The sequence below is a fragment of the uncultured Devosia sp. genome (genome assembly GCF_964244875.1).
GTDB lineage: Bacteria > Pseudomonadota > Alphaproteobacteria > Rhizobiales > Devosiaceae > Devosia.
Genome location: NZ_CAXTKA010000008.1, coordinates 82286 through 104210, shown reverse-complemented (window position 1 = coordinate 104210; position 21925 = coordinate 82286). Strand labels below are relative to the sequence as shown.

Here is a 21925-nt window from a genome sequence, read left to right as displayed (position 1 = left end):
CTGATGCATGATCGGCGTGGTGGCGCTTACGCTCAAGGCGAAGCGGCACTTTATGGATTTGGGAGAGGATCTGATGGCGGGCGTGCCCATGGACCAGCGGGAAGGCTGGATCTGGTTTGACGGTGAATTCACACCCTGGAAAGACGCAAAGATCCATGTGCTGACACATGGGCTGCATTATGCGTCGAGCGTATTCGAGGGGGAGCGCGCTTATGGCGGGGAAATCTTCAAGCTGCGCGAGCATACCGAGCGGCTGATCCAATCGGGCAAGACGCTGGATTTCACCATTCCCTATTCGGCCGACCAGATCGACGCGGCATGCCGCGACGTGCTGACCAAGAACGGGCTGACCGATGGTTATGTGCGTCCCATAGCATGGCGCGGCTCGGAAGAGCTCAGCGTGCCGGCGCGCAACAATACGGTGCATCTGGCGATCGCCGCCTGGGTGTGGCCGAGCTATTTCTCGATCGAGGAGCGGCTCAAGGGCATTCGCCTCGAATGGAGCAAATGGAAGCGGCCGTCGCCCGAGACCATTCCGTCTTCGGCCAAGGCGGCGGGTCTTTACATGATCTGTACGCTATCGAAGGACGCGGCGATGGCCAATGGCTATGCCGATGCGCTGATGCTGGATTATCGCGGCTATGTGGCCGAGGCGACCGGGGCCAACGTGTTCTTCATCAAGGGCAAGGAGATCACCACGCCGACACCCGATTGCTTCCTCAACGGCATCACGCGGCAGACGCTGATCGATCTGGCGCGGCGCAATGGTTACACGGTGACCGAGCGGCATATGAAACCTGAGGAACTGAGCCAGTTCGATGAGTGTTTCCTGACGGGCACGGCGGCGGAAGTTACGCCGGTCAGCGAAATCGGGCAGTTCCGGTTTAAGCCGGGCGAGGCCTGCCGCACACTGATCGATGCGTATAGCGCCGAGGTGCAGCCCAGGCGGGCGGCGGCGGAGCAGGGTTGTTGGATTGAGTGAGATGAGAAGAGCCGGGCGGTGAAGCCCGGCTTTTTTGTGGTGGTGATATTCTGGCACGCCCTCGTGGTTCGAGGGTCGCTGCGCTCCCACCTCACCATCAGGGCTACTGCTAGGTCGCAATTTGTCGGTCGCCCTCATGTGAGGTGCGAGTTCTTCACGAGCCTTGAACCACGAGGGCGTGGCTGAAAGCGGCCAGCGAGGTCTAGTCCCAGCGCGTCTTGGCGTGGTCGTCGGCGGTTTTGGCCTCCACCCAATGTTCCCCCGCCGCGGTGGTTTCCTTTTTCCAGAAGGGCGCGTCGGTCTTGAGGGTGTCCATGACCATCTGGGCGCCATCGAAGGCGGCTTGGCGGTGGGCGGAAAGGGTCATGACCTGGACGATCGGGTCGCCGGGCAGCATACGGCCGTAGCGGTGGATCACGGTGATGTCGGCAAGCGCGAAGCGGGCGATAGCGGTGGCGGCGATAGTGGAGAGCTGGTTGATCGCCAGTTCCCAATAGCACTCCAAGGTCAGCGCCAGGATGGGATGATCAGGCAGGGAGCGGACCAGGCCGGTGAAGGTCACCGCGGCGCCGGCGCCACTGCCGCGGCCGAGGAAGGCGGTGGTTTCGCCGCCGGGATCGAAGGCGGTTGCAAGGACACGGATGTCCATGTCAGCCGCCGGTCATGGGGGGCAGCAGCGCGATGGTGGTAGCGCCGGCAATGGGGGTGTCGTGGGGCACGATGCGGGCGTCGAGGGCGGTCTTGAAGATCGCCGGGCGTTCGAAGGCGAAGGTGCCGGCTTCGTCGCGGGCGGCGAGGAAGGTGATGACGTCGCCGGTGGTGATCACGGTGGACGGAAAAACGATATCTTCTTCGCTCCGGTTCAATCGTTCGCGCAGCCAGGCGAAATAGAGCACTTTCACAGCACGTCGTCCGACAGATGCGGCCAAGAGGCGAGCAGATATTGCATGCCGGTCCAGACCGTCAGAATGCCGGCGAGCCAGAGCAAGAGGTCACTGACCAGCGCCAGGCCGGGCACGATGGGATCGAGCAGGATGATGGCGAGGGCGGCCAGCTGGACTGTGGTTTTCCACTTGGCCAGTTGGGTCACCTTGAGCACGACTTTGGTGTTGCCGAGAAATTCGCGCAGGCCGGAGATGAACAGCTCGCGAAAGAGGATGGCGAGGGCGGGGATCATGTCCCAGGCCGAGAGGCTGCCGTCCCAGGCAAGGGTGACGACCAGCAGGCCGACCAGCAGCTTGTCGGCGATGGGATCGAGCATGCGACCGAGTGGTGAGGTCTGGTTCCACTTGCGGGCAAGATAGCCATCGAGCCAGTCGCTGGCGGCGGCGAGGATGTAGAGGATGAGGGCAAGCAGGCGCAGGTTGGGGTCGCCGGTCATCACCAGGGCGATAACGGGCGCGATCGCCAGGATACGGGCGATGGTGATGAGATTGGGGATCTGCGTTAGCGGAGATTGGGCCATGGGCGGAGACAACAGGAATGGGGGGAGGGGGTCAAGGGGCGAGGCAGCGCGATTGTGGCACGCCCCGTGGTTCGAGGCTCTTGAAGAACTCGCACCTCACCATGAAGGCTACTCGGGGGATAGTCTCGGATGAGGCGCGTAGTGAGCCTCTTGGATAAGGGCTACTGGGGGATCGACATACTGTGAGTAGCCCTCATGGTGAGGTGGGAGCGTAGCGACCCTCGAACCACGAGGGCGTTCCCGGACCTAGGCCACAGCCTGGTTGGTCGCAGCCCGCCGTGACGTCACAGCATCCGCCAAATCCTGCAGCACGGTGACCGTCGTCTCCCAGTCAATGCAGCCGTCGGTGATGGATTGGCCGTAGACCAGGTTTTGGCCGGGGACGAGGTTCTGGCGGCCGGCGACGAGGTTGGATTCGAGCATAACGCCGATGATGCGGCGGTCGCCGGCGGCGATCTGGGCGCCGACATCGGCGAGGACCAGGGGCTGGTTTTCGGGTTTCTTGGCGGAGTTGGCATGGCTGGCATCAATCATGACGACAGGCGAGCGGCTGGATTTTTCGGCTTGGGCGCAGGCGTCGGCGACGCTTGCGGCGTCGTAGTTGGTGGATTTGCCGCCACGCAGGATGATGTGGCAATCGGCGTTGCCGGTGGTGGTGGCGATGGCGGAGTGGCCGGTCTTGGAGACGGCCATGAAGTGATGCGGCTGACCGGCGGAGGCGACGGCATCGAGCGCGATCTGCACATTGCCATCGGTGCCGTTCTTGAAGCCGACCGGGCAGGAGAGGCCCGAGGCCAGTTCGCGGTGGATTTGCGATTCGGTTGTGCGGGCGCCGATGGCGGCCCAGGAGACCAGATCGGCAATGTATTGGGGGGTGGTCATGTCGAGGAATTCGCAGGCGGCGGGCAGGCCGAGATTGTTGATCTCGAGCAAAAGGCCGCGCGCGGTGTGCAGGCCGAGGTCGATGTCGAAGCTGCCATCAAGATCGGGATCGTTGATCAGGCCCTTCCAGCCGACGGTGGTGCGCGGCTTTTCGAAATAGACGCGCATGACGATTTCGAGGCGGTCGCCGAGTTCGGCGCGCAGGGTGGCGAGGCGGTGGGCATAGTCGATTGCGGCGATGGGATCGTGGATGGAGCAGGGACCGACGATCACAGCGAGACGGTCGTCCTGCGCGTGCAGGATCGAATGGACGGCGTGGCGAGCGCTGAGCACAGTGCGGGTGGCCGCATCGGTGCGCGGATGCTGGCGCATCACCTCGATGGGCGGGGTCAATTCGGTAATCTGGGTGATGCGCAGGTCGTCGGTCGATTTCAGCACGGGTGGTCTCCTCGGGGTGGGGATCAACCGGCGGCACAAAAAAGCCGCCAGGTTGAGCTGGCGGCGGCTTTTTGGGTTGTTTTGAACTTGAACCTAGATCAAGCGCGTCCCTGCCTCCGCCAGCTTCGGATAGCTAAAATACCAAAACGAAACTGTGGCGAGGGGACGGATCATGGAGACGGTATAGCGCGGGGGCGGGGTGGAGTCGAGTGTGACTTTCGGCGGGTCTCCCGTCGGGCGGCAGGTCACCCCTACCTCGCCCATCAAGGGGGAGGTTTCTCGCCGCTCTTGGGACGGGATCGAAACACAACCAGAGGACGGCGACTTCCTCTTGATGGGAGGATGCGGGGGCTATTTTTGCGAGCATCAAAGCATGGGCGGGCGCGGGACCCCTCACCCTGACTATTCTGCTGAACGCAGAATAGTCTGTCCCTCTCCCTCAAGGGGAGAGGGGTGACGACTGATGGGTTGGGTTATCTCAACCGCCCTTGTTGAAGTGGTCGTAGATGAGCTGGGCCATCTGGTCGGAGATGCCGGGGACGGCGGAGAGGTCCTGCAGGGAGGCGCGGCCGGCGGCTTTGGCGGAGCCGAAGTGGTTGAGCAAGGCGCGCTTGCGGGTCGGGCCGATGCCTTCGATTTCGTCGAGCGGGTTGGCCACGGCCTCCTTCTTGCGCTTGGCGCGGTGGGTGCCGATGGCGAAGCGGTGGGCTTCGTCGCGCAGGCGCTGGACGTAATAGAGTACCGGGTCGCGATGGGGCAGCATGAAGGCTTCGCGGCCTTCCATGAAGAATTTTTCACGGCCGGCATCGCGCTCCTCGCCCTTGGCAATGCCGATGAAGATGACTTCCTTGGACAGGTTCATCTCGGCAATGACGCCGCGCACGGCGCTCATCTGGCCGGCGCCGCCGTCGATGAAGACGACATCGGGCCAGTCGGGCATGCCGGTGCCTTCATCTTCGGCCTCTTCGTCGCTTTCATTGGCGAGCCGGGTGAAGCGGCGAGTGAGCACTTCGCGCATCATGCCGAAGTCGTCGCCGGCAGCGATGTCGGATTTGATGTTGAAAGTGCGATAGTGCTTTTTGGAAAAGCCTTCCTCGCCCGCCACGACCATGGCGCCGACCATGTTAGTGCCCGAAATATGGGAGTTATCGTAAATTTCGATGCGGCGAGGCGGCTCATCGAGGCCGAAGCATTCGGCGACGCCTTCGAGCAGGGTGCGGTTGGTGGCGCCTTCGGCGAGCTGGCGGCCCAGGGCCTCGCGGGCATTGTTGAGCGCGTGGTTGACCAGATCGCGCTTTTCGCCGCGCCGGGGCACTTCGACATAGACGCGGCGATCGGCGCGCGAGGTCAGCGCCTCTTCCATCAGGTCATGCTCGGCCAAGTCGTGGCTGATCAGCACCAGGCGGGGCGGGGTGCGGCTTTCGTAGAACTGGCCGATAAAGGCTTCGAGCACCTCGGCGTCGGAAAGCGAGGCGTCGGCGCGCGGGCGGAAGGCGTGATTGCCCCAGTTCTGGAAGGCGCGGAAGAAGAACACCTGGACGCAGAACTGGCCGCCTTCGTGGTGAATGGCGAAGACGTCGGCTTCCTCGACGGATTTGGCGGTGGCATCGCCCTGCGACTGGATCAGGGCGAGAGCGCCGAGGCGGTCGCGCAGCAGGGCAGCGCGTTCAAAATCAAGCTGTTCGGCGGCGGCGTTCATGTCCTTTTGCATATGGTCGCGCACGCCCTTGGAGCGGCCGCTGAGGAAATCACGGGCCTCGGCGACCAGTTCGGCATAGTCGGCGGGGGTGATTTCCTGGGTGCAGGGCGCCGAGCAGCGCTTGATCTGGTGCTGCAGGCACGGGCGGGTGCGGGCGGCAAAAAAGCTGTCCGAGCAATTGCGCAGCAGGAAGGCCTTTTGCAGGCTGGCAATGGTGCGGTTGACGGCGGTGACCGAGGCGAACGGGCCGAAATAATGGCCGGGACGGCGGCGGGTGCCGCGATGCTTGAGCAGTTCGGGCGCCGGGTGATCGGTGGCGATCAGGATATAGGGGAAGCTCTTGTCGTCGCGCAGCAGCACGTTGAAGCGGGGCTTGAGGCGCTTGATCAGGTTGGCTTCGAGCAGCAGCGCTTCGGACTCGGTTTCGGTGCGCACGAACTCCATGGTCACGGTGGCCGCGATCATGCGCTGCAGGCGCATTTCGAGCGCTTCGGGGCGGGTGTAATTGGTGACGCGCGCCTTGAGATTGCGGGCCTTGCCGACATACATGACCTCGCCGGCGGCATCGATCATGCGATAGACGCCGGGAGATGATGGCAGGGTGCGCACGAAGGCGCGGATGGCTTCGTGACCGCTGGTGGGTGATGTGTCCGTCATGAGCGTGGGGTTGGCCCGCGGCGGGCCGCATAGTCGAGGTGCTGGCCGCCGTCGAGCGCCAGCATCTGGCCGGTCATCGAGGGCATTTGCAGCACCATCATGACGCCGGTGGCGATCTCGTCAGGCCCCGCATGACGCTGCAAGGGCAGGGTGGCAACCTGTTTGTCGAAGGCGGCTTGATCCTGCCGGGAATGGGGCAGGACCGGGCCGGGGCCGACGGCGTTGACGCGGATATCGGGAGCCAGCGACTGGGCCAGGGTGCGGGTCGCGGTCCACAATACCGATTTGGACAGCGTATAGCTGAAATAGGCGGGCGACAGATGCAGCACCCGCTCGTCGATGATGTTGACGATATTGCCCTTGGCGCCAGCGGGAAGCTGGGCGGCGAAATCGCGGGCAAGGAAGACGGGCGCTTCGGCATGGATGGCGAAATGGCGGTCCCACTGGTCTTCATCGAGGTCGCGGGCGCTGTCGGGGTCAAACAGGGAAGCGTTGTTGACGAGGACGGTCAGCGGACCGAAAGGCCTGGTGGCGCGCTCGACCAGGGTGGCGCGCTGGTTGCGCCGGGCCAGGTCGGCCTTGACGATGGCGGCCCTGCCGCCGGCAGCGACAATGTCGGCGCGCACGGCGCGGGCGCCTTCGGCATTGGCGCGATAGTGGATGACCACGGCATGGCCGGCCCCGGCAAGATGGTGGGCAATGGCCGCGCCGATGCGGTCGCTGGCACCGGTAATCAGGGCGACGGAATGGGCTGGCGATGAGGCGGTCTGATTCGTCATGATCTGTCGGTTTGGAAAGCGCAGCGGACCTTAAGCTGCTTTGGGCGGCGGCAGCAACGCCCTGCACAGATAGGGAACACCGCGGCGTGGACAAGGGGTGTCAGCAGGGTGCTGCTTTGTTGCAGTCCGACCGAGCATGGCCTAGAACGATCAGGGCCAAGGCGGCGTTTTTGTTCTGACCAGCATTGTTTCATGACCATTCCAATTGTCGCGAGGCGCGGCGACAACATCGCGCGGGCCATTATCCTGACGCTGCTGGCCATCGGCATTTTCGGCGTGCAGGACGCGGTGTCCAAGGTGCTGGTGCAGCACCATTCGCCGTTCCAGATCACCATGATGCGCTATTGGGGGTTTGCGGCGTTTTCGCTGCTGCTGGTGAGCCGGCAAGCGCCGCTGCGACAGGCGTTCAACTCGCGCGCGCCGGGCTTGCAGGTGGCGCGGGGGGTGTTGCTGATGGCCGATATCTGGCTGTTCGCACTGGCGCTGCGCAGCGTGCCTTTGGCTGAATTGCAGGCGATCTCGCTGGTGGCGCCGCTGCTGGTGACGCTGTTCGCCATTCCGATCCTGGGGGAAAAGGTCGGTGTGTTTCGCTTCGTGGCGGTAGCAGTGGGTTTTGCGGGGGCCATGGTCATCGTGCGGCCCGGCGGGTTGCCGCTGGATCTGGGCGTGGGTTACGCCGTTGCTTCGTCAGCGCTGTATGCGCTTTACATCGTCATCACGCGCAAGGTGAGCGCGGTGGATACGGCAGCCACGAGCCTGGCCTTTACGGGGGTCGTGGGACTGGTGATGTCGAGCGCGGTGGGCGTGTTCTTCTGGCAAACCATGGACTGGCAGAGCGTGGCCATGGTGGTGGTGGTCATGGGCACGACCTGCGCCGGGCACGGGCTGATGACGTTTGCATTGTCGCTGGCGCCGGCCAGCGTGTTGCAACCCTTCAGCTATTTCTCGCTACCCTGGGCGATCTTGCTCAGTGCGACGATATTCGGGCACCTGATCGATCCGATATCGCTGCTGGGCGCGGCGGTGATCGTGGGGGCGGGGCTGGTGGTGATGGCGCGCGAACGCAGCAGGCGAGCGCAGGACGCGAGCGAGACCAATGTGGGACATGAGGGATAGGAGGGGAGCCGAAGCTCCCCGCTGGCACTAGAGCTTGACCTTGGCGTTTTCGCCGATCTTGGGCGAGCGCCGGGTGACCGCGGCAGCGAGCATGGAAATGGCGGAGATCACGCGGCCGGGGCTGTCCCACAGTTCGGCATCCTGCGGGGACACGGTGATGAGCCGGATCGCCGGATCGTCGGCATTGTCCCACCAGGCCTGGGCGAAGGGGGACCAGAGTTCCTTGATCTTGGCGCGATCGTTGGAAACGACCGCCTTGCCGGTGATCGAGATATATTTGCTGTGGGGGATATCGGCGAAGGCCAGGGTCACGATGGGGAAATTGCCGACCTCGTCGTCCTTGTGGCTATCGACATCGGTCAGGAAATAGATCGCTTGCTCACCGCGGTCGACATTGGCTTGCAAAGGACGGCTGCGCTGGCGTTCGCCATCCCAGGTCACGAACATGCAGACCCCGATCCGCTTGGCCAGGTCCCAAATCCGCTCGACATGCTCGCCATGGGCCTTGAGGCTTTTGCTGGTATCGCGCGACTTGGCGGCTGTGGCCGGTGCGGCGGGCGCGGCCGGTTTAGCGGTGGCTGCGGGTTTTGCGGGCTTGGCGACGGCGGCGGGTTTGGCTGGAGCCGTCCGCTTGGCCGCCGGCTTTTTCGCCGGACCGGCCTTGGGCGCTGCCGGTTTGTCGTCCGCAGTAATGGGGGTGGTCTGAGTGGGTGCAGCCGTGCTGGCCATGGCAAAATCCTTTCAGGGTTGCCTGAACAACGAACGACGCCACGTCCCGGTTGCGTGGCTGATTGGCTGGCGCTGCAAAGCGTTGATATCGAACGAAACGCCGCCCCGAAGGGCGGCGCCGAGTGGATCAGTTGCCGAGGCAGATGTAGCCATCGGGGCCGTTGAAGCAGACACTGCCGTCGGAGCGGCCGGGACGGTCCCAACCGGGTCGACCCGGACCATTCCAGCCCGGGCGACCGGGACGGTCCCAATCGGGACGGCCAGGACGATCCCAGTCGGGGCGACCGGGGCGGTCCCAATCCGGGCGTCCGGGGCGGCCTCGCTCGAGGTAGCTGGCCGAGACCCAGCCGTCGGGGCCGCGTTTTTCAACAAAGCACCAGCTGCCCTCGCAATATTGCACATCGACGCGCTCGCCACGGCGGATGGTGTCGATGGCGCGATAATAGGTGCCGGGGCCGGAGCGGACGTTGATGTTGCCGGTGACGACAGCAGGAGAGGCCGAGGCCGCAACGCTGGTGCCGAGCAGCGCGAGGGCTGCCAGGCCAGCGGCCAGTATTTTCCTGTTCAAAGCCATGATCTGAACTCCTAACTCATAAGGCGTTGTTCTGGGGCGTTCTTCGCCTGTGATCCCAGTTAACCGCTTTTCGCCTGAACCCAAGCTGAATGATCCGGTCATGCAGGCCTGCCTAGAGACGCAACAGCTCGACGAAGCGCTTGAGGGTGTCGGAGAGTTTCTTGCGCTGCCTGGGCTTGAGCTCGCCCATCAGGGCTTCCTCGAGCTGGGTCCAGTGATCGGCCAGGCCATTGCGGATGCGGACGCCGCGCTCGGTCAGGGCCAATCCCTGCGTCAGGTCCGAGCCAACGGCCTGGCGCACCACGAGGCCGCGCTCGATCAGGCGTTCGACGCGCGGCGCCAGGGCATCATCGGGCAGGCCAAGCTGGGCGGCCAAGGCCGGCCCGGTGGTGGCAGACCGCGCCAGCTCGAACAGGACGGCATCGTCGCCCGGCTCGAGTCCGCGTTCGCGCAGGGGTACCAGCAGCGCCTGATGCGCCAACTGGCCCGCCTCGATGAGCCGGTAGAGCGTGGAGCGGGATGAGGGGCGGGACATAGGCGGGAAAATAGTCTGAACTCCGGGTACGCGTCGATTGCGCATGTATCCTATCGTTAATCGTGACACGACCAAGGCCCGTTGTTGTTCGCCGGACACAGATGCGTTATGCGTCGCAAACGCCTGCCGGCAGGCCGCATCGCGGAGTTGGACATGACGCAAGACCTCGCCCGCATCCGCGCCTTCGTGCAGGTCTTCGACAGCGGCGGGTTTTCGGCGGCGGCGCGCCAGCATGGACGCTCCAAGGCGCTGCTCAGCAAATATGTCACCGATCTCGAGGACTATCTGGGCGTGCGGCTGATGAACCGGACGACGCGCAAGCTGGGCCTGACCGAGGCCGGCGAGGCCTATTATCGGGAATCCAGCGCGCTGCTGCAGCAGCTGGACGATCTGGACGCCACCATCACGGACCAGACCTCCGAGCCGCGTGGATTGCTGCGGGTTTCGGCGCCGCGCAATTTCGGGGAGGACACGCTGGCGCCGGCGATCTTTGCCTATCTGGCCAAGTTTCCCAAGGTGACGCTCGATCTGCGGCTGGAAGATCGCTACGTCGACCTGGTCGATGAGGGGATCGACGTGGCGCTGCGCATCTCGACCATGGCCGACAGCGCGCTGATCGCCCGCAAGATCGCCGACATGCATATCGTCATCGGCGGTGCGCCATCGCTGATCGCGGCGCATGGAGCGCCCAAGCACCCCGATGATCTGCGCGGCCTGCCGTGCATCGTGGACACCAATCTGCAGGGGCAATCGAACTGGCGGTTTTTCGAGGATGCCAAGACGGTGTCGGTGCCGGTCACCGGTCCGGTGCGGGTCAATTCGCCGTTGGCGGCGCGGCAGGCAGCGATGATGGGCCTTGGCTTTGCCGCATTGCCGTCCTATCTCGCCGATCCGAAAGTGGCGTCGGGCGAGCTGGTACCGGTGTTGACCGATTTCGTGCCCACCGGGCAGACGCTGCAGGTGGTTTATCCGCATCGGCGGCATCTCGCCGGCAAGGTGCGCGCGTTGATCGATCACCTGGTCGAGTGGTTTGCCAGCCATCCGATTTCTTAGGGGCGGTAGTTGGGCATCGTGCAGTTTGGACACCGGGCGGCAGTGCGGCTGGCGGCGCTGGGTGTGATGGGTCTGGCGCTGGTGATCCCGGCGATGGCGCATCCGCATATTTTCATCGATGCCAAGGTGACGGTGGTCTTTGACGACAGCGGGGCGATTGTCGGGCTCAAGCACAACTGGACGTTCGACGCGGCATTTTCCGCCTGGGTGGTGCAGGGGCTCGATACCGATGGCGACCGTGAGACCAGCCCCGAGGAATTGCAGCCGCTGGCCGACGACAATCTGAAGGGCCTGAGCGAATACGGGTTCTACACCTATGCCGGCGCCCAGGATGCGCCGCTGCAGTTCACGCCCGACGGCGACCAGCGCATGGTTTATGCCGATGGCCGGACGACGCTGAGCTATGGGCTGACGGCGGTGACGCCGCAACCGCTGGCCAACCGGTTCGAGCTGGGGGTTTACGATCCCGAATATTATGTGGCGATCACCTTTGCCGATGCCAGCGACGTGACGCTGGACAATGCGCCCGACGGATGCCGGGTGACGCTCGATCCGCCCCAGGAGATGGACCAGGCCTTGCAGGACCGGCTTTATTCGCTGGGGCCCGACGTGGTGGCCTTGCCGCCCGATCTGGCCGCGGCGATGCGGGGCACGCAGGGCATGATCGTGATCACCTGCGATGGGGTGGCGCCGCCGGCGCCAGTCTCGGCGCTGGATGCCGTCAACCAGGTGGGGCAGGCCCATTCGCCCGCGCTGCCGTTTGGCGGGCCGCCCAAGGAGCCGGGGCTGAACCTGCCGCGGACCGGGTTTTTCCTGTGGCTGCAAACCCAGCAGCGCGAATTCTACCAGGCGATGAACACGGCCTTGGCCGGGCTCAAGACCGATTGGACGGCATTCTGGCTGTTGGGTGGGCTGAGCTTTTTGTATGGTGTGATCCATGCGGCGGGGCCGGGGCACGGCAAGGTGGTGATCTCGTCCTATATGCTGGCCAATGAAACGCAGGTGCGGCGCGGGATCGTGCTGAGCGTGATTTCGGCGATGATCCAATCGGGGGTGGCGGTGGCGTTCGTGCTGGTCGCTGCCGGCATATTGGGCCTGACCAGCATGGCCATGGATGTCGCGGCCAACTGGATCGGCATCGCCTCCTACAGCATGGTGGCGCTGCTGGGACTGTGGCTGATCATCCGCAAGGTTTTCGGCGTTGGTCATGGGCATCAGCACCATGGGGACGACATGGCGGCCAAGGCGCATGGGCATCTGCATGGGGCGGAGGTGCATGATCGTGATCATGATCATGGACACGGGCATCATCATGCGGACCATGCCGAAGCCGGGCATGAGCACCACGAGCACATGCATATCGTGCCGGCGAGCGCGGCGACGGGGAGCTGGCGCGAGCAGGTGGGCGTGGTGCTGGCGGTCGGATTGCGGCCATGCTCGGGGGCGCTGGTGGTGCTGGCATTCGCGCTGTCGCAGGGCCTGCTGGCGGCGGGGATCCTGGCGGTTTTGCTGATGGGTGCGGGGACGGCGATCACGGTGGCGGTACTGGCAACGATCGCGGTGACGGCCAAGGGGCTGGCGCGGCGCATTGGGGGGGCGGACAACAGGGTGACGGGCGCACTGGTGTGGTGGGCGGAACTGGCGGGCGCGGTGGCGGTATTCGGGTTTGGCGTGTTGCTGGTGATAGCGAGTTTGTAGGCAACGGACGGCCGGAGTTGGCACCGATAACCCCTCACCCGGTTTTCCGCTGGACGCGGAAAACCACCCTCTCCCGCAAGGGGCGAGGGTTGGCATCGCGTTTAGTCGATTCACGGAGTCTTCCTTCTCTCCCCGTGGGAGACGATGCCCGAAGGGCGGATGAGGGGGGGCGGCCGCAGATGCTGTGTCCCCCAGACGCGACCCATCGCCGCCTTGCGGCGGGGGCGGGAGTGGATATGGTGCGGGCAAACTAGAAGTCTTCCAAACTGCGGCGTTTCATGTCCGATCACCTGCCTGCCAACCATCCGGCCGTCCTGACGCCCAAGATCGGCGTGCTGCTGCTCAATCTGGGGACGCCGGATGCGACCGATTACTGGAGCGTGCGGCGCTATCTCAAGGAATTCCTGAGCGATCGACGGGTGATCGAGACGCCGCCCTGGCTGTGGTGGCCATTGCTGAACCTGGTCATCCTCTCGGTGCGGCCGCAGAAAAGCGGGCATGCCTATGCCCAGATCTGGGACAAGGACCGCAACGAGAGCCCGCTGCTGGTGATCACCCGCAACCAGGCGGAAAACCTGGGGCAGCGGCTGGCGGGGCATGACAACGTCATGGTGGACTTTGCCATGCGCTACGGCAATCCCTCGACCCGCTCGCGGCTCGAGGCGCTGCATGCCGCGGGGTGCAGCAAGATCCTGCTGGTGCCGCTTTATCCGCAAAATTCGGCGACCACCACGGCGACGGCGAACGACAAGGCCTTCGACGTGCTCAAGACCATGCGGTGGCAGCCGGCGGTGCGCACGGCACCGGCCTATTTCGAGGACGCCAAATATATCGAGACGCTGGGCAATTCGATCCGCGAGGGGGTGGCGGCGCTCGATTTCGAGCCGGACCTGGTGATCACCAGCTATCACGGCATGCCGGTCAGCTACCTGGAGCGTGGCGATGTCTATCATTGCCAGTGCTACAAGACGACGCGACTGGTGCGCGAATATCTGGGCTGGGAGAAGGACAGGATCATGCTGACGTTCCAGTCCCGGTTCGGGCCCACCAAATGGCTGGAGCCTTATACAGACGTGACTTTAGCCGCGCTGCCGGGGCGGGGGATAAAGAAAGTCGCGATCCTGGCGCCGGCGTTTTCGGCGGACTGCATCGAGACGCTGGAGGAAATCGCCATGCAGGGGCGGGAAACCTTCATGGAGGCAGGGGGCGAGCAGTTTGCCTATATCCCCTGCCTCAATGACAGCCCCGGCGGCATGGACATGATCGAGGCGATGGTGCGCCGCGAATTGTCGGGCTGGCTTTAGAGACTGTTTGTAAACTCTACTCCGGCGGCCATCTGCGCCGGCTTTCTGCGCTTCCGGTGCTCACGTACCAACGTACGCTGCGCCATAGCCCTGCATAGCGCTACGGGCGTTCTTCGCCGTAAAGGTCCACCGGACCTTTACTCAGAAGCTCATCACTTCTCGAAAACCACCGCAGCTGACTCACCAGAACGAGTTTCCAAACAGTCTCTTTGCTGCATCGATCTTCGGATTACAGCTGGACTTTGGCGTTGTCGCCGAAGTCGGGGGAGGCGCCGGTGACGGCGGCGACCAGCATCTTGGTGCTGGCGACGAGCTGGTTGGGGCTATCCCAGAGTTCGCCGTCATCGGGGATGACCGTCAGCACGCGGATGGAGGGATCGTTTTCGTCTTCCCACCAGGCCTTGTCGAAATTGCTCCACAAATCCTTGATCAGGGCACGGTCATTGGCGACCGTCGCCTCGCCGGTCATGGTCACGTATTTGTGGCCGCCGCTATCGGTCCAGGTCATGGTGACAATGGGGAAGCGCTCGATCTGGCCATTCTTGTGGCCATCCTGGTCGACCAGGAAATAGATCGCGTGCTTGTCGCGATCGACGCGGGCGGAGAGGGGACGGGCGCGCTGGCGTTCGCCATCCCAGGTGGTGAACATGCAGATGTCGATTTTCTTGGACAGCTCCCAGATGCGGTCCTCGACCTCTTCGGGGGTCTGATCGGAATGGGGTTGGGCTTTGGACATGGCTGGTCTCCTTGGTGAGAAAGGCGAACGAGCCGGCAGCGATCGGGTTGCCTAAATAGGGGTCGGTCAGGGGCTTTTCCCGCCCGTCCCCTGCCTAGTCACCGAAGATGCCTGAGCCGGGAAACAGCTTGGGCCCGATGGACCGCGGGGGCGTGGCGCGGGTCTTGGCGGACCAGCCGACCAGGTAGCTGGCATTGACCCAGCCGGTATCGGCCACGAGGCACCAGCGGCCCGAACGGGTGCAGCGCTCCAGCATCACTTCGGTGCCGTTGGGGAGGCTATCGATGACGGCATAGCGCGAGCCGGGGCCGGAGCGGACATTGATATCGCCGCCGGTGACGCGGGCGGTGGAGGCGGCCAGCGTGGGGGTGGCGAGCAGGGCAAGGACAAGGACGAGGACGGCGCGCATGACGGAAACTCCATGTGCCCCGAGCATGGCACCGGGGCGCGGCAAATTTGCGGCAGCGGCAAGGGCCGCACGGCGCGGGGGCCTGCGGGGACAACGGCGGTGAGCGGCTTTCGCCTCTGGGATTTTGGTAGAGTGAGGCGAGAGCCGCTCACCACGACCGGTTTTTGCTGCATGCGCTTCGAGCGGCCACCCTTTTGGGGCTGGCTATCGGACGCGTTCGCCCTGGGAGCAGAGGGCTCCGATGGTTGGCGCGCCCGGCCGGGCCGGTTGTCAGCGTCCACGCATGAGCCGGGCGACCCCGACTCCACCGTCTCCCCGCCCGGCGCTTCGTCGGCGCCGCGTGTGTGGCGGGAACGGGGGCATCATGGCATCGGATTTGGCGGCGGGGACAAGATGGACGGATCAAGGCTCGCCAAAGGTCCACCAATCGCCATCATCATCCTCGGACTCTTTGTAATAGAGGCTCTTGAAGGCGCCCAGGGCAGCATCGGCCTCTTCCAGCCGCAGCAACAGTTCGGCAAAGCTCAGCGCGCTGCCGGGCTTGAGGCGCGCGAGGCGGCGGCCAAAGCGCTCGCGCGAGACGACGCGGAAGGTCGCGTCGATCAGCTCGGCAGCCAAGGCGATCAGCACCGGCGGTGCGGGTGTTTCAGGATGCGCGCGGGCGCGAACCGCCAGATCGCGCAGCGCCGGCTCGAAGCGCGATTGCAGGGCGAGATAGCGGATCACCAGGGGATAGGCGGCGCGCTTGTCAGGATCGAGCATGGATGTGGTCTCCGAATGGGCGGAGAAGTTTAAGCGCGGGGGCAGGGGCGGGGAGAAGATTTTTGGGGGCTCCCTCTGGCAGGGGTAGGCCGGATGGGGGTGGTGCGGTGCGTGGAAAGGACCCCCACCTAACCTCCCCCTGGGAGGGGGAGGGACTGATCGCGTATGCTGGACCATGGTTGATCACCTCTGCTCCTCCCCCTGCCAGGGGGAGGCCGGGTGGGGGTGCTCTGGTGCGCGGGAAGGACCCCCACTTAACCTTTCTTGGGAAGGGAGGGACTGAATCGAGTGCGTTGGACGATAGATGTCACGCTACTCCTCATCCTATTTGGGGGAGGCCGGGTGGGGGTAGCGGGGTGAGTAGCCAACAGCAGTCGGAGGCGAGGGGCTTCTTGCCGTTCCGCAGGGCCAGTTGCACCAGCAGAGCGGTTGGAGGCAAGAAGGCCCCGAGGGCGGGGCCGAATGGCGCAGGGCCACAGTCTTTGGTGGGAATTTGATCAACATACTATTGCACGATTGATGACTTATAGGTCCGTTCATCGAGTTTTGCGTTGACTCTCTGTCAGATGGGTGGAAATTGCCCATCATATTTTCTGGTATGTTCTCTTTTTGTTCTGTATGATAGGGATGAAAGGTTAACTGTTTTTGATAACCTAGATTCGGAGGCCGGCATGATCACCTATTTGGAAACGAGTGTCTTTGACTCACCAGCGCAGACGCTGGTCAACACCGTGAACACCGTAGGGGTTATGGGCAAAGGGATAGCTAAGGAGTTCAAGTCTCGCTACCCGACTATGTTTCATGAGTACAAGCGCCTATGCGATAGTCATGAATTGAGTGTCGGGAAGCTGCACCTTTGGCGAAACGACAAACGTTGGGTGCTGAATTTTCCAACCAAAACGAATTGGAAGCAACCCTCGAAGTTGGAATACATCTCGGCGGGACTCGAGAAATTTGTAAGCTCGTATTCACGTTTAGGCATAACTTCGGTTTCGTTCCCGCCACTAGGTTGTGGGAATGGCAATCTAAAATGGCTTGAGGTGAGGCCGGTCATGGAAAACTACCTGAAACGGGTCAATATTCCGGTTTACATTCACGATGTGCAGGTGAAAGAAGGTTTTGTTCCGGAGCATTTTGACGATACCCGTGCCCCAGATGACTTTGCCCAGTTTTGGGCCGATCTTTCCGGAGCTGTACGGAAGAACAAGGGGCAATTCTATACTAGCATAGATGGGTCTTATTCTGTAGAAGCACTGGAGCGTGACTGTATCGTTATTAACAGGGCCGGCCATCGACGCAGGATTGATCGAGATTTGGTAGAAGATTCTTGGCTGACCCTCCGCGATAGGTGCCTGACCAACCGTAGCTTCACCGATGACAATACAAGGAAACTAAAAAGTTACCTGTTTCCCATCATCGCTGAGCTCCCCTATGTTCATAAGGCTTCCATTCGAAGTGCTGGTGAAGGCTCTGCTAAGTCTGAGGGTCTATTTATCAATCGTGAAAGCTATGAAGGGTTTTCTGCACCCGCTGATCAGGTGCAAGGGTGCCTATCTCTTTAGCTAGAGCAAACAAGCACGTAGACGACTGGGGCACGAAGTTGCGCCCTTTTCCTCGCCACATGTGGGCAAGGCACCTTTTCCACGCCTGTCAGCTCGATGTTGCGGTTGCAATCCTACGTGCTAGAGCGCTCCGGTGCAGGAATGAAGCTGGCGAACTGCTCTGCGACGTAGCTAATCAGGGGGCGTTGTGGAACAATCCAGTAGCGCACAACTATGCGCGTTTATACTTCCGCCCCCGAAATTCCTTCCATCTAAAGACCGAAGGCATCAAGCGGATTGGCGACCCCTATCGTGTAGACCCGCACATGTCCATCCCGATCATGTTGGCATTTGATTTCGCCAAAGTCATTACCCTGCCGGAGAGTGGATTTCTTTACGGAAATTTTGCGCACCTTGGCGCGCAAGTTCTAACGGGTGATGTTGATTTTAACAAATTAGACTTCAGCAAAATCTATCACGACGCCCCAACAGCGAGTGATGGTGACGCCATCAGAGAAGCGCGAATGTCCGAAGTGGTTGTTGAGGGCCAAGTTTCTACCGGGCTGATAAATGCTATCATATGTCGGACCGTGCATGATCTGGCAACTCTGAAGCAAGCCTTGCCGGATTTAGCGTCGCAGCTTCCACTGCGAGTAGAACGTCAGTCTTCCGTTTTTCAAAAACGTGGGACCTATATTAGAGAACTTTATTACAGCGAAGGCAACATCCACGTTACACTGGCATATCCGCATAGCGGCGGACTAAGTAATGTAAATATTCGCCTGTCGTCAGAGCTGTTCGATAGAGCTTATACTGTGAATGCATCACGCTTTCAGATACCATGCGTGGGCGCAGACCCGCAGATGGTTTGGACTATTCATGTAGAGGGATGTCTCGCGTACCGCGCTCCCTTACCTTGGGAAGCAGGAGTCTTCTAGTTTTCGAGGCCATCTGGTCCGCGCCAACAATGCCCGGACATGCATTCTATTTCCCTCGCACTTAGTTAGCTTACCTCCCCACTCAGCGTATCCAACTCCATCTCCCGCAACCGCTTCACCTCGTCGCGCAGCCGTGCGGCCTTCTCGAACTCAAGGTTCGTGGCGGCTTCGCGCATTTGGGCTTCCATGTCCTTGATGACGGCAGCGAGGTTGGCGCCGATTTGGGTGGCTTCCTTGCCGTCGCGGCCTTTGCCGATGGAGATGGTGACGTGGTCGCGTTCGTAAACCGAGTCGACGATGTCGTGGATGTTGGAGCGGACCGAGGCGGGGGTGATGCCGTGGGCCTCGTTGTAGGCGACCTGCTTTTCGCGGCGGCGGTTGGTTTCGGCGAGGGCGCGTTCCATGGAGCCGGTGGTGCGATCGGCGTAGAGGACGACCTTGCCGTCGACGTTGCGGGCGGCGCGGCCGATCGTCTGGATCAGACTGGTTTCGGAGCGGAGGAAACCTTCCTTGTCGGCGTCGAGGATGGCGACGAGGCCGCATTCGGGGATGTCGAGGCCCTCGCGCAGCAGGTTGATGCCGACGAGGACGTCGAAGGCGCCCAGGCGCAGGTCGCGGATGATTTCGATGCGCTCGATGGTGTCGACGTCCGAATGCATGTAGCGCACGCGAATGCCCTGTTCGTGCAGGTATTCGGTCAGGTCCTCGGCCATTTTCTTGGTGAGGACGGTGAGCAGGGTCCGGTAGCCCTTCTTGTTGGTCTCGCGGATTTCGTCGACCACGTCATCGACCTGGGCCTTGGCGGGGCGGATTTCGACCGGCGGATCGATCAGCCCGGTGGGGCGGATGACCTGTTCGGCGAAGACGCCGTCGGTCTGGTCCATCTCCCATTTGCCGGGGGTGGCCGAGACATAGACCGATTGCGGGCGCATGGCGTTCCACTCCTCGAAGCGCAGCGGGCGATTGTCCATGCAGGAGGGCAGGCGGAAGCCGTATTCGGCCAGGGTCGCCTTGCGGCGCAAGTCGCCGCGATACATGGCGCCGAGCTGGCCGATGGTGACGTGGGATTCGTCGACGAAGACCAGGGCATTGTCGGGCAGATATTCGAACAGGGTCGGCGGCGGCTCGCCGGGGCGGCGGCCGGTGAAGTAGCGCGAATAATTCTCGATGCCGGCGCAGGAGCCGGTGGCTTCCATCATTTCCAGATCGAACAGGGTGCGCTGCTCGAGGCGTTGGGCTTCGAGGAAGCGGCCGGCGCCGTTGAGCTCCTGCAGGCGCCCGGCAAGCTCCTGGCGGATGAGCTTGAGCGCCTGGTTCATGGTGGCGCGGGGGGTGACGTGGTGGGAATTGGCGTAGATGCGGATGAAGGTCAGGTCGGCGGACTTCTTGCCGGTGAGGGGATCGAACTCGGCGATGGATTCGATCTCGTTGCCAAAGAGGGCGACGCGCCAGGCGGCGGCTTCGTAATGGGCGGGGAAAATCTCGATGGTGTCGCCGCGCACCCGGAAGGTGCCGCGCACGAAGCCGGTATCGCCGCGCTTGTATTGCAGGGCAACGAGCTTGGCGAGCAGTTCGCGCTGGTCGATCTTCTGGCCCTTGGAGAGGTCGACGGTCATGGCGGTATAGTCTTCGACCGAGCCGATGCCGTAAATGCAGGAGACCGAGGAGACGATGATGACGTCGTCGCGTTCGAGGATGGAGCGCGTGGCCGAGTGGCGCATGCGATCGATCTGCTCGTTGATGGTGGATTCCTTTTCGATATAGGTATCGGTGCGCGGCACATAGGCCTCGGGCTGATAGTAATCGTAGTAGGACACGAAGTATTCGACGGCGTTGTCGGGAAAGAAGGACTTGAACTCACCGTAGAGCTGGGCGGCGAGGGTCTTGTTGGGCGCCAGGATCAGCGCCGGGCGGTTGGTCTTGGCAATGACCTGGGCGGCGGTGAAGGTCTTGCCGGAGCCGGTGACGCCGAGCAGGACCTGGTCGGTTTCGCCATTGGTGACGCCTTCCACCAGCTCGGCGATGGCGGTGGGCTGGTCGCCGGCGGGGGTATAGGGGGTCACCATGCGGAAGGGCATGGAGGCGCCGCGGGTGGGGCGCGCGGGGCGATGGGGCATCCAGGGGGAGGAGCCTTCGACTTCCTTGCGGCCATGCAGGATGATCTGTTCGAGCGCCTTGACGGTGGCGGTGACGCCGACGGTGGTGGCGTCCTCGACGGTGCGGCTGGAGCCGGACTTGGAGCGGGCGCTGGAGAGGGCATCGCGCAGCTTGCCGACGGTTTCGGGATCCTTGGCGGCGGCGCGGCTGAGTTCGCGCGCGGTCATCGCGGCCTGCGAGGGCACGTGGCCGAAACCGGCCTGAGGGGCCTCGCCCATGCCGGAGAAATCGGGGCGGACGACGGAATTGATCTTGGTCTTGTTGGGTCGCGGGGCCATGCCGGTGACCGAGTCGTGGCTGGACTTGGTGGTGCGGCGCTTTTCCAGGGCGGTCTTTTTCGCCTCGGCCTTGGTGGCGGCGGCTTCGGCTTCGGCGGCGTCGGCGGCAACTTTCTGGTCGGCGCGATCGAGCGCGCGCTTGTTCTTCATCCGCTCGGCATACAGCGGCTTGCTGGCGGCGAGGTCCTCGGCCTTTTCGATTTCGCTGAAGAACTCGTCGATGGAAAACTCGGAGCTTCGTTTGACCTCGCGCCGGTCAGGCTGGCCGGGACGGGCGGACTTTTCAGCCATGGGAACACCGTGATTTGGGGAGACCCCAAAATGGGGACTGCGACGCCGGATTGCAACTGTGAAGCGAGCTTAGCACCCCATGAACGGAGACGGAACGGGGCTGCTGACAATTGATGTCAGGAAGGGGACGCCGGAACCCAGATGGCAGAATGGTGATCGCCCAGCGGCAGCGCCCGGCCGGTCAGCGCGGTCATGCCGACCCAGGCGCAGACCACGGCATCCAGCGCGTCTTCCCAGGCCTTGAGCTGGCGGCCAGAGGCGTCGGGAGACGGCAGGGGGAGGGCTGCCGCGACGCCGGCAATGCGGGCATCGAGCAGCGCGACGATGATGCGCCATTGCGCGAGCAGGTTGGCGCGCCGATCGGCAAGGGGGAGGCCGGGCCAGTATTTGGCGGTCTTGCCGATCTTGTAGGGCAGCCGGCGCGGGGCGGCGGCGAGCTCGATCAGGGCCGGATGGGGATAGACTTCGATCAGGCCGAAGTCGACGGGCGCGGCGGTGCGCAGCGGATAACCCGCAGCGGCGAAATCGGCCGTCATGCGGTCGGCAAGGGCACCGGGTCGGGTGACGCTGGGGGTGTGGGTGCTGGCGTGGCGGGCGCCGTAGAGGCGCGAGACGGCATTGTCGGAGGCGCGGCGCGCGTTGATCGGCTGGTAGGCCAGGGGAATATCGGCGGCGACGAGCGTGATGGGATGGCCGGTCAGGGCCGCAGCGGCGGCGAGCAGGCGGGTTGCGTCGAATGCATCGGCAGCATCGGCGAGGCCGGCACGACGGTAGAAGGCGCCGTAGCTGCTCCCCACGGCGAGGAGGCGCCAACTATCGCCGTCGGCGGCAACCAGCGCGACACCGCTGGGCTGGGTCGTGGTCCACGCCGCGTCGATGCCGAGGACGGATTGCATGGGGCT

General features: G+C 63.3%; 21 protein-coding genes. 7 read left to right on the top strand and 14 right to left on the bottom strand.

The window, feature by feature from the left end:
* The first annotated feature begins 73 nt into the window (after nucleotides 1-73).
* The gene (locus tag ACFE8X_RS11185; protein ID WP_375451623.1) at nucleotides 74-982 is read left to right on the top strand and encodes a branched-chain amino acid aminotransferase; all 909 of its coding nucleotides are present in this window, start codon (nucleotides 74-76) and stop codon (nucleotides 980-982) included.
* Nucleotides 983-1184: 202 nt separating this feature from the next.
* On the opposite strand, the gene ACFE8X_RS11180 is transcribed toward ACFE8X_RS11185, so the two are convergent.
* The 6 genes from ACFE8X_RS11180 to ACFE8X_RS11155 form a co-directional block, all read right to left on the bottom strand.
* On the bottom strand, nucleotides 1185-1631 hold the full coding sequence (locus ACFE8X_RS11180) for a molybdenum cofactor biosynthesis protein MoaE (RefSeq protein ID WP_375451549.1): 447 nt from the start codon (nucleotides 1629-1631) through the stop codon (nucleotides 1185-1187).
* Nucleotide 1632: 1 nt separating this feature from the next.
* Nucleotides 1633-1884: a MoaD/ThiS family protein gene (locus ACFE8X_RS11175; RefSeq protein WP_375451548.1), complete on the bottom strand. Its 252-nt coding sequence runs from the start codon at nucleotides 1882-1884 to the stop codon at nucleotides 1633-1635.
* Entirely contained in the window at nucleotides 1881-2447 is a 567-nt protein-coding gene (pgsA, locus tag ACFE8X_RS11170; protein WP_375451547.1) for a CDP-diacylglycerol--glycerol-3-phosphate 3-phosphatidyltransferase, read from the bottom strand. Before pgsA ends, ACFE8X_RS11175 begins: the two co-directional genes overlap by 4 nt.
* Nucleotides 2448-2693: 246 nt before the next feature.
* On the bottom strand, nucleotides 2694-3767 hold the full coding sequence (locus ACFE8X_RS11165; protein WP_375451546.1) for a 3-deoxy-7-phosphoheptulonate synthase: 1074 nt from the start codon (nucleotides 3765-3767) through the stop codon (nucleotides 2694-2696).
* A 478-nt stretch (nucleotides 3768-4245) separates the two neighbouring features.
* Entirely contained in the window at nucleotides 4246-6123 is a 1878-nt protein-coding gene (gene uvrC / locus ACFE8X_RS11160; protein WP_375451545.1) for an excinuclease ABC subunit UvrC, read from the bottom strand.
* Nucleotides 6120-6902, bottom strand: coding sequence for an SDR family oxidoreductase (locus tag ACFE8X_RS11155; RefSeq protein WP_375451544.1), 783 nt, complete (start codon nucleotides 6900-6902; stop codon nucleotides 6120-6122). Before ACFE8X_RS11155 ends, uvrC begins: the two co-directional genes overlap by 4 nt.
* A gap of 192 nt (nucleotides 6903-7094) precedes the next feature.
* Between ACFE8X_RS11155 and ACFE8X_RS11150 the strand changes: the two genes are divergently transcribed.
* Nucleotides 7095-8018 carry a DMT family transporter gene (locus ACFE8X_RS11150; RefSeq protein WP_375451543.1) on the top strand — a complete coding sequence of 308 codons (924 nt, stop codon included), beginning with the start codon at nucleotides 7095-7097 and terminating at the stop codon, nucleotides 8016-8018.
* A gap of 27 nt (nucleotides 8019-8045) precedes the next feature.
* Here ACFE8X_RS11150 and ACFE8X_RS11145 read toward each other — a convergent pair whose 3' ends face one another.
* The 3 genes from ACFE8X_RS11145 to ACFE8X_RS11135 all read right to left on the bottom strand — a co-directional run bounded on the left by ACFE8X_RS11145 (nucleotide 8046) and on the right by ACFE8X_RS11135 (nucleotide 9856).
* Nucleotides 8046-8747, bottom strand: a complete 702-nt coding sequence (locus ACFE8X_RS11145; protein WP_375451542.1) for a pyridoxamine 5'-phosphate oxidase family protein — start codon at nucleotides 8745-8747, stop codon at nucleotides 8046-8048.
* 127 nt (nucleotides 8748-8874) lie between these two features.
* Complete coding sequence (locus ACFE8X_RS11140) at nucleotides 8875-9321, bottom strand: SH3 domain-containing protein (RefSeq protein WP_375451541.1); 447 nt, start codon at nucleotides 9319-9321, stop codon at nucleotides 8875-8877.
* A gap of 112 nt (nucleotides 9322-9433) precedes the next feature.
* Nucleotides 9434-9856, bottom strand: coding sequence for a MarR family winged helix-turn-helix transcriptional regulator (locus tag ACFE8X_RS11135; protein WP_375451540.1), 423 nt, complete (start codon nucleotides 9854-9856; stop codon nucleotides 9434-9436).
* A 153-nt stretch (nucleotides 9857-10009) separates the two neighbouring features.
* Here ACFE8X_RS11135 and ACFE8X_RS11130 point away from each other — a divergent pair, with 153 nt between their 5' ends.
* From ACFE8X_RS11130 to hemH, 3 genes are all read left to right on the top strand, one after another.
* Nucleotides 10010-10909: a LysR family transcriptional regulator gene (locus ACFE8X_RS11130; RefSeq protein WP_375451539.1), complete on the top strand. Its 900-nt coding sequence runs from the start codon at nucleotides 10010-10012 to the stop codon at nucleotides 10907-10909.
* Nucleotides 10910-10927: 18 nt separating this feature from the next.
* Entirely contained in the window at nucleotides 10928-12607 is a 1680-nt protein-coding gene (locus ACFE8X_RS11125; protein WP_375451622.1) for a DUF1007 family protein, read from the top strand.
* 278 nt (nucleotides 12608-12885) lie between these two features.
* Nucleotides 12886-13911 carry a ferrochelatase gene (hemH, locus tag ACFE8X_RS11120; RefSeq protein ID WP_375451538.1) on the top strand — a complete coding sequence of 342 codons (1026 nt, stop codon included), beginning with the start codon at nucleotides 12886-12888 and terminating at the stop codon, nucleotides 13909-13911.
* A 229-nt stretch (nucleotides 13912-14140) separates the two neighbouring features.
* Here hemH and ACFE8X_RS11115 read toward each other — a convergent pair whose 3' ends face one another.
* The 3 genes from ACFE8X_RS11115 to ACFE8X_RS11105 all read right to left on the bottom strand — a co-directional run bounded on the left by ACFE8X_RS11115 (nucleotide 14141) and on the right by ACFE8X_RS11105 (nucleotide 15818).
* Complete coding sequence (locus tag ACFE8X_RS11115; RefSeq protein ID WP_375451537.1) at nucleotides 14141-14647, bottom strand: pyridoxamine 5'-phosphate oxidase family protein; 507 nt, start codon at nucleotides 14645-14647, stop codon at nucleotides 14141-14143.
* Nucleotides 14648-14741: 94 nt separating this feature from the next.
* A complete protein-coding gene (locus ACFE8X_RS11110; protein WP_375451536.1) occupies nucleotides 14742-15056 on the bottom strand; it encodes an SH3 domain-containing protein in 315 nt (104 codons plus the stop codon).
* A 402-nt stretch (nucleotides 15057-15458) separates the two neighbouring features.
* Entirely contained in the window at nucleotides 15459-15818 is a 360-nt protein-coding gene (locus ACFE8X_RS11105; protein ID WP_375451535.1) for a hypothetical protein, read from the bottom strand.
* 671 nt (nucleotides 15819-16489) lie between these two features.
* On the opposite strand from ACFE8X_RS11105, the gene ACFE8X_RS11100 reads away from it, so the two are divergent.
* Complete coding sequence (locus ACFE8X_RS11100; protein WP_375451534.1) at nucleotides 16490-17380, top strand: macro domain-containing protein; 891 nt, start codon at nucleotides 16490-16492, stop codon at nucleotides 17378-17380.
* A 59-nt stretch (nucleotides 17381-17439) separates the two neighbouring features.
* The gene (locus ACFE8X_RS11095; protein WP_375451621.1) at nucleotides 17440-18297 is read left to right on the top strand and encodes a DarT ssDNA thymidine ADP-ribosyltransferase family protein; all 858 of its coding nucleotides are present in this window, start codon (nucleotides 17440-17442) and stop codon (nucleotides 18295-18297) included.
* Between the two features lie 65 nt (nucleotides 18298-18362).
* On the opposite strand, the gene uvrB is transcribed toward ACFE8X_RS11095, so the two are convergent.
* Nucleotides 18363-20882 carry an excinuclease ABC subunit UvrB gene (gene uvrB, locus ACFE8X_RS11090; protein ID WP_375451620.1) on the bottom strand — a complete coding sequence of 840 codons (2520 nt, stop codon included), beginning with the start codon at nucleotides 20880-20882 and terminating at the stop codon, nucleotides 18363-18365.
* A gap of 257 nt (nucleotides 20883-21139) precedes the next feature.
* Nucleotides 21140-21919, bottom strand: a complete 780-nt coding sequence (locus tag ACFE8X_RS11085; protein WP_375451533.1) for a DUF429 domain-containing protein — start codon at nucleotides 21917-21919, stop codon at nucleotides 21140-21142.
* Nucleotides 21920-21925: the final 6 nt, after the last annotated feature.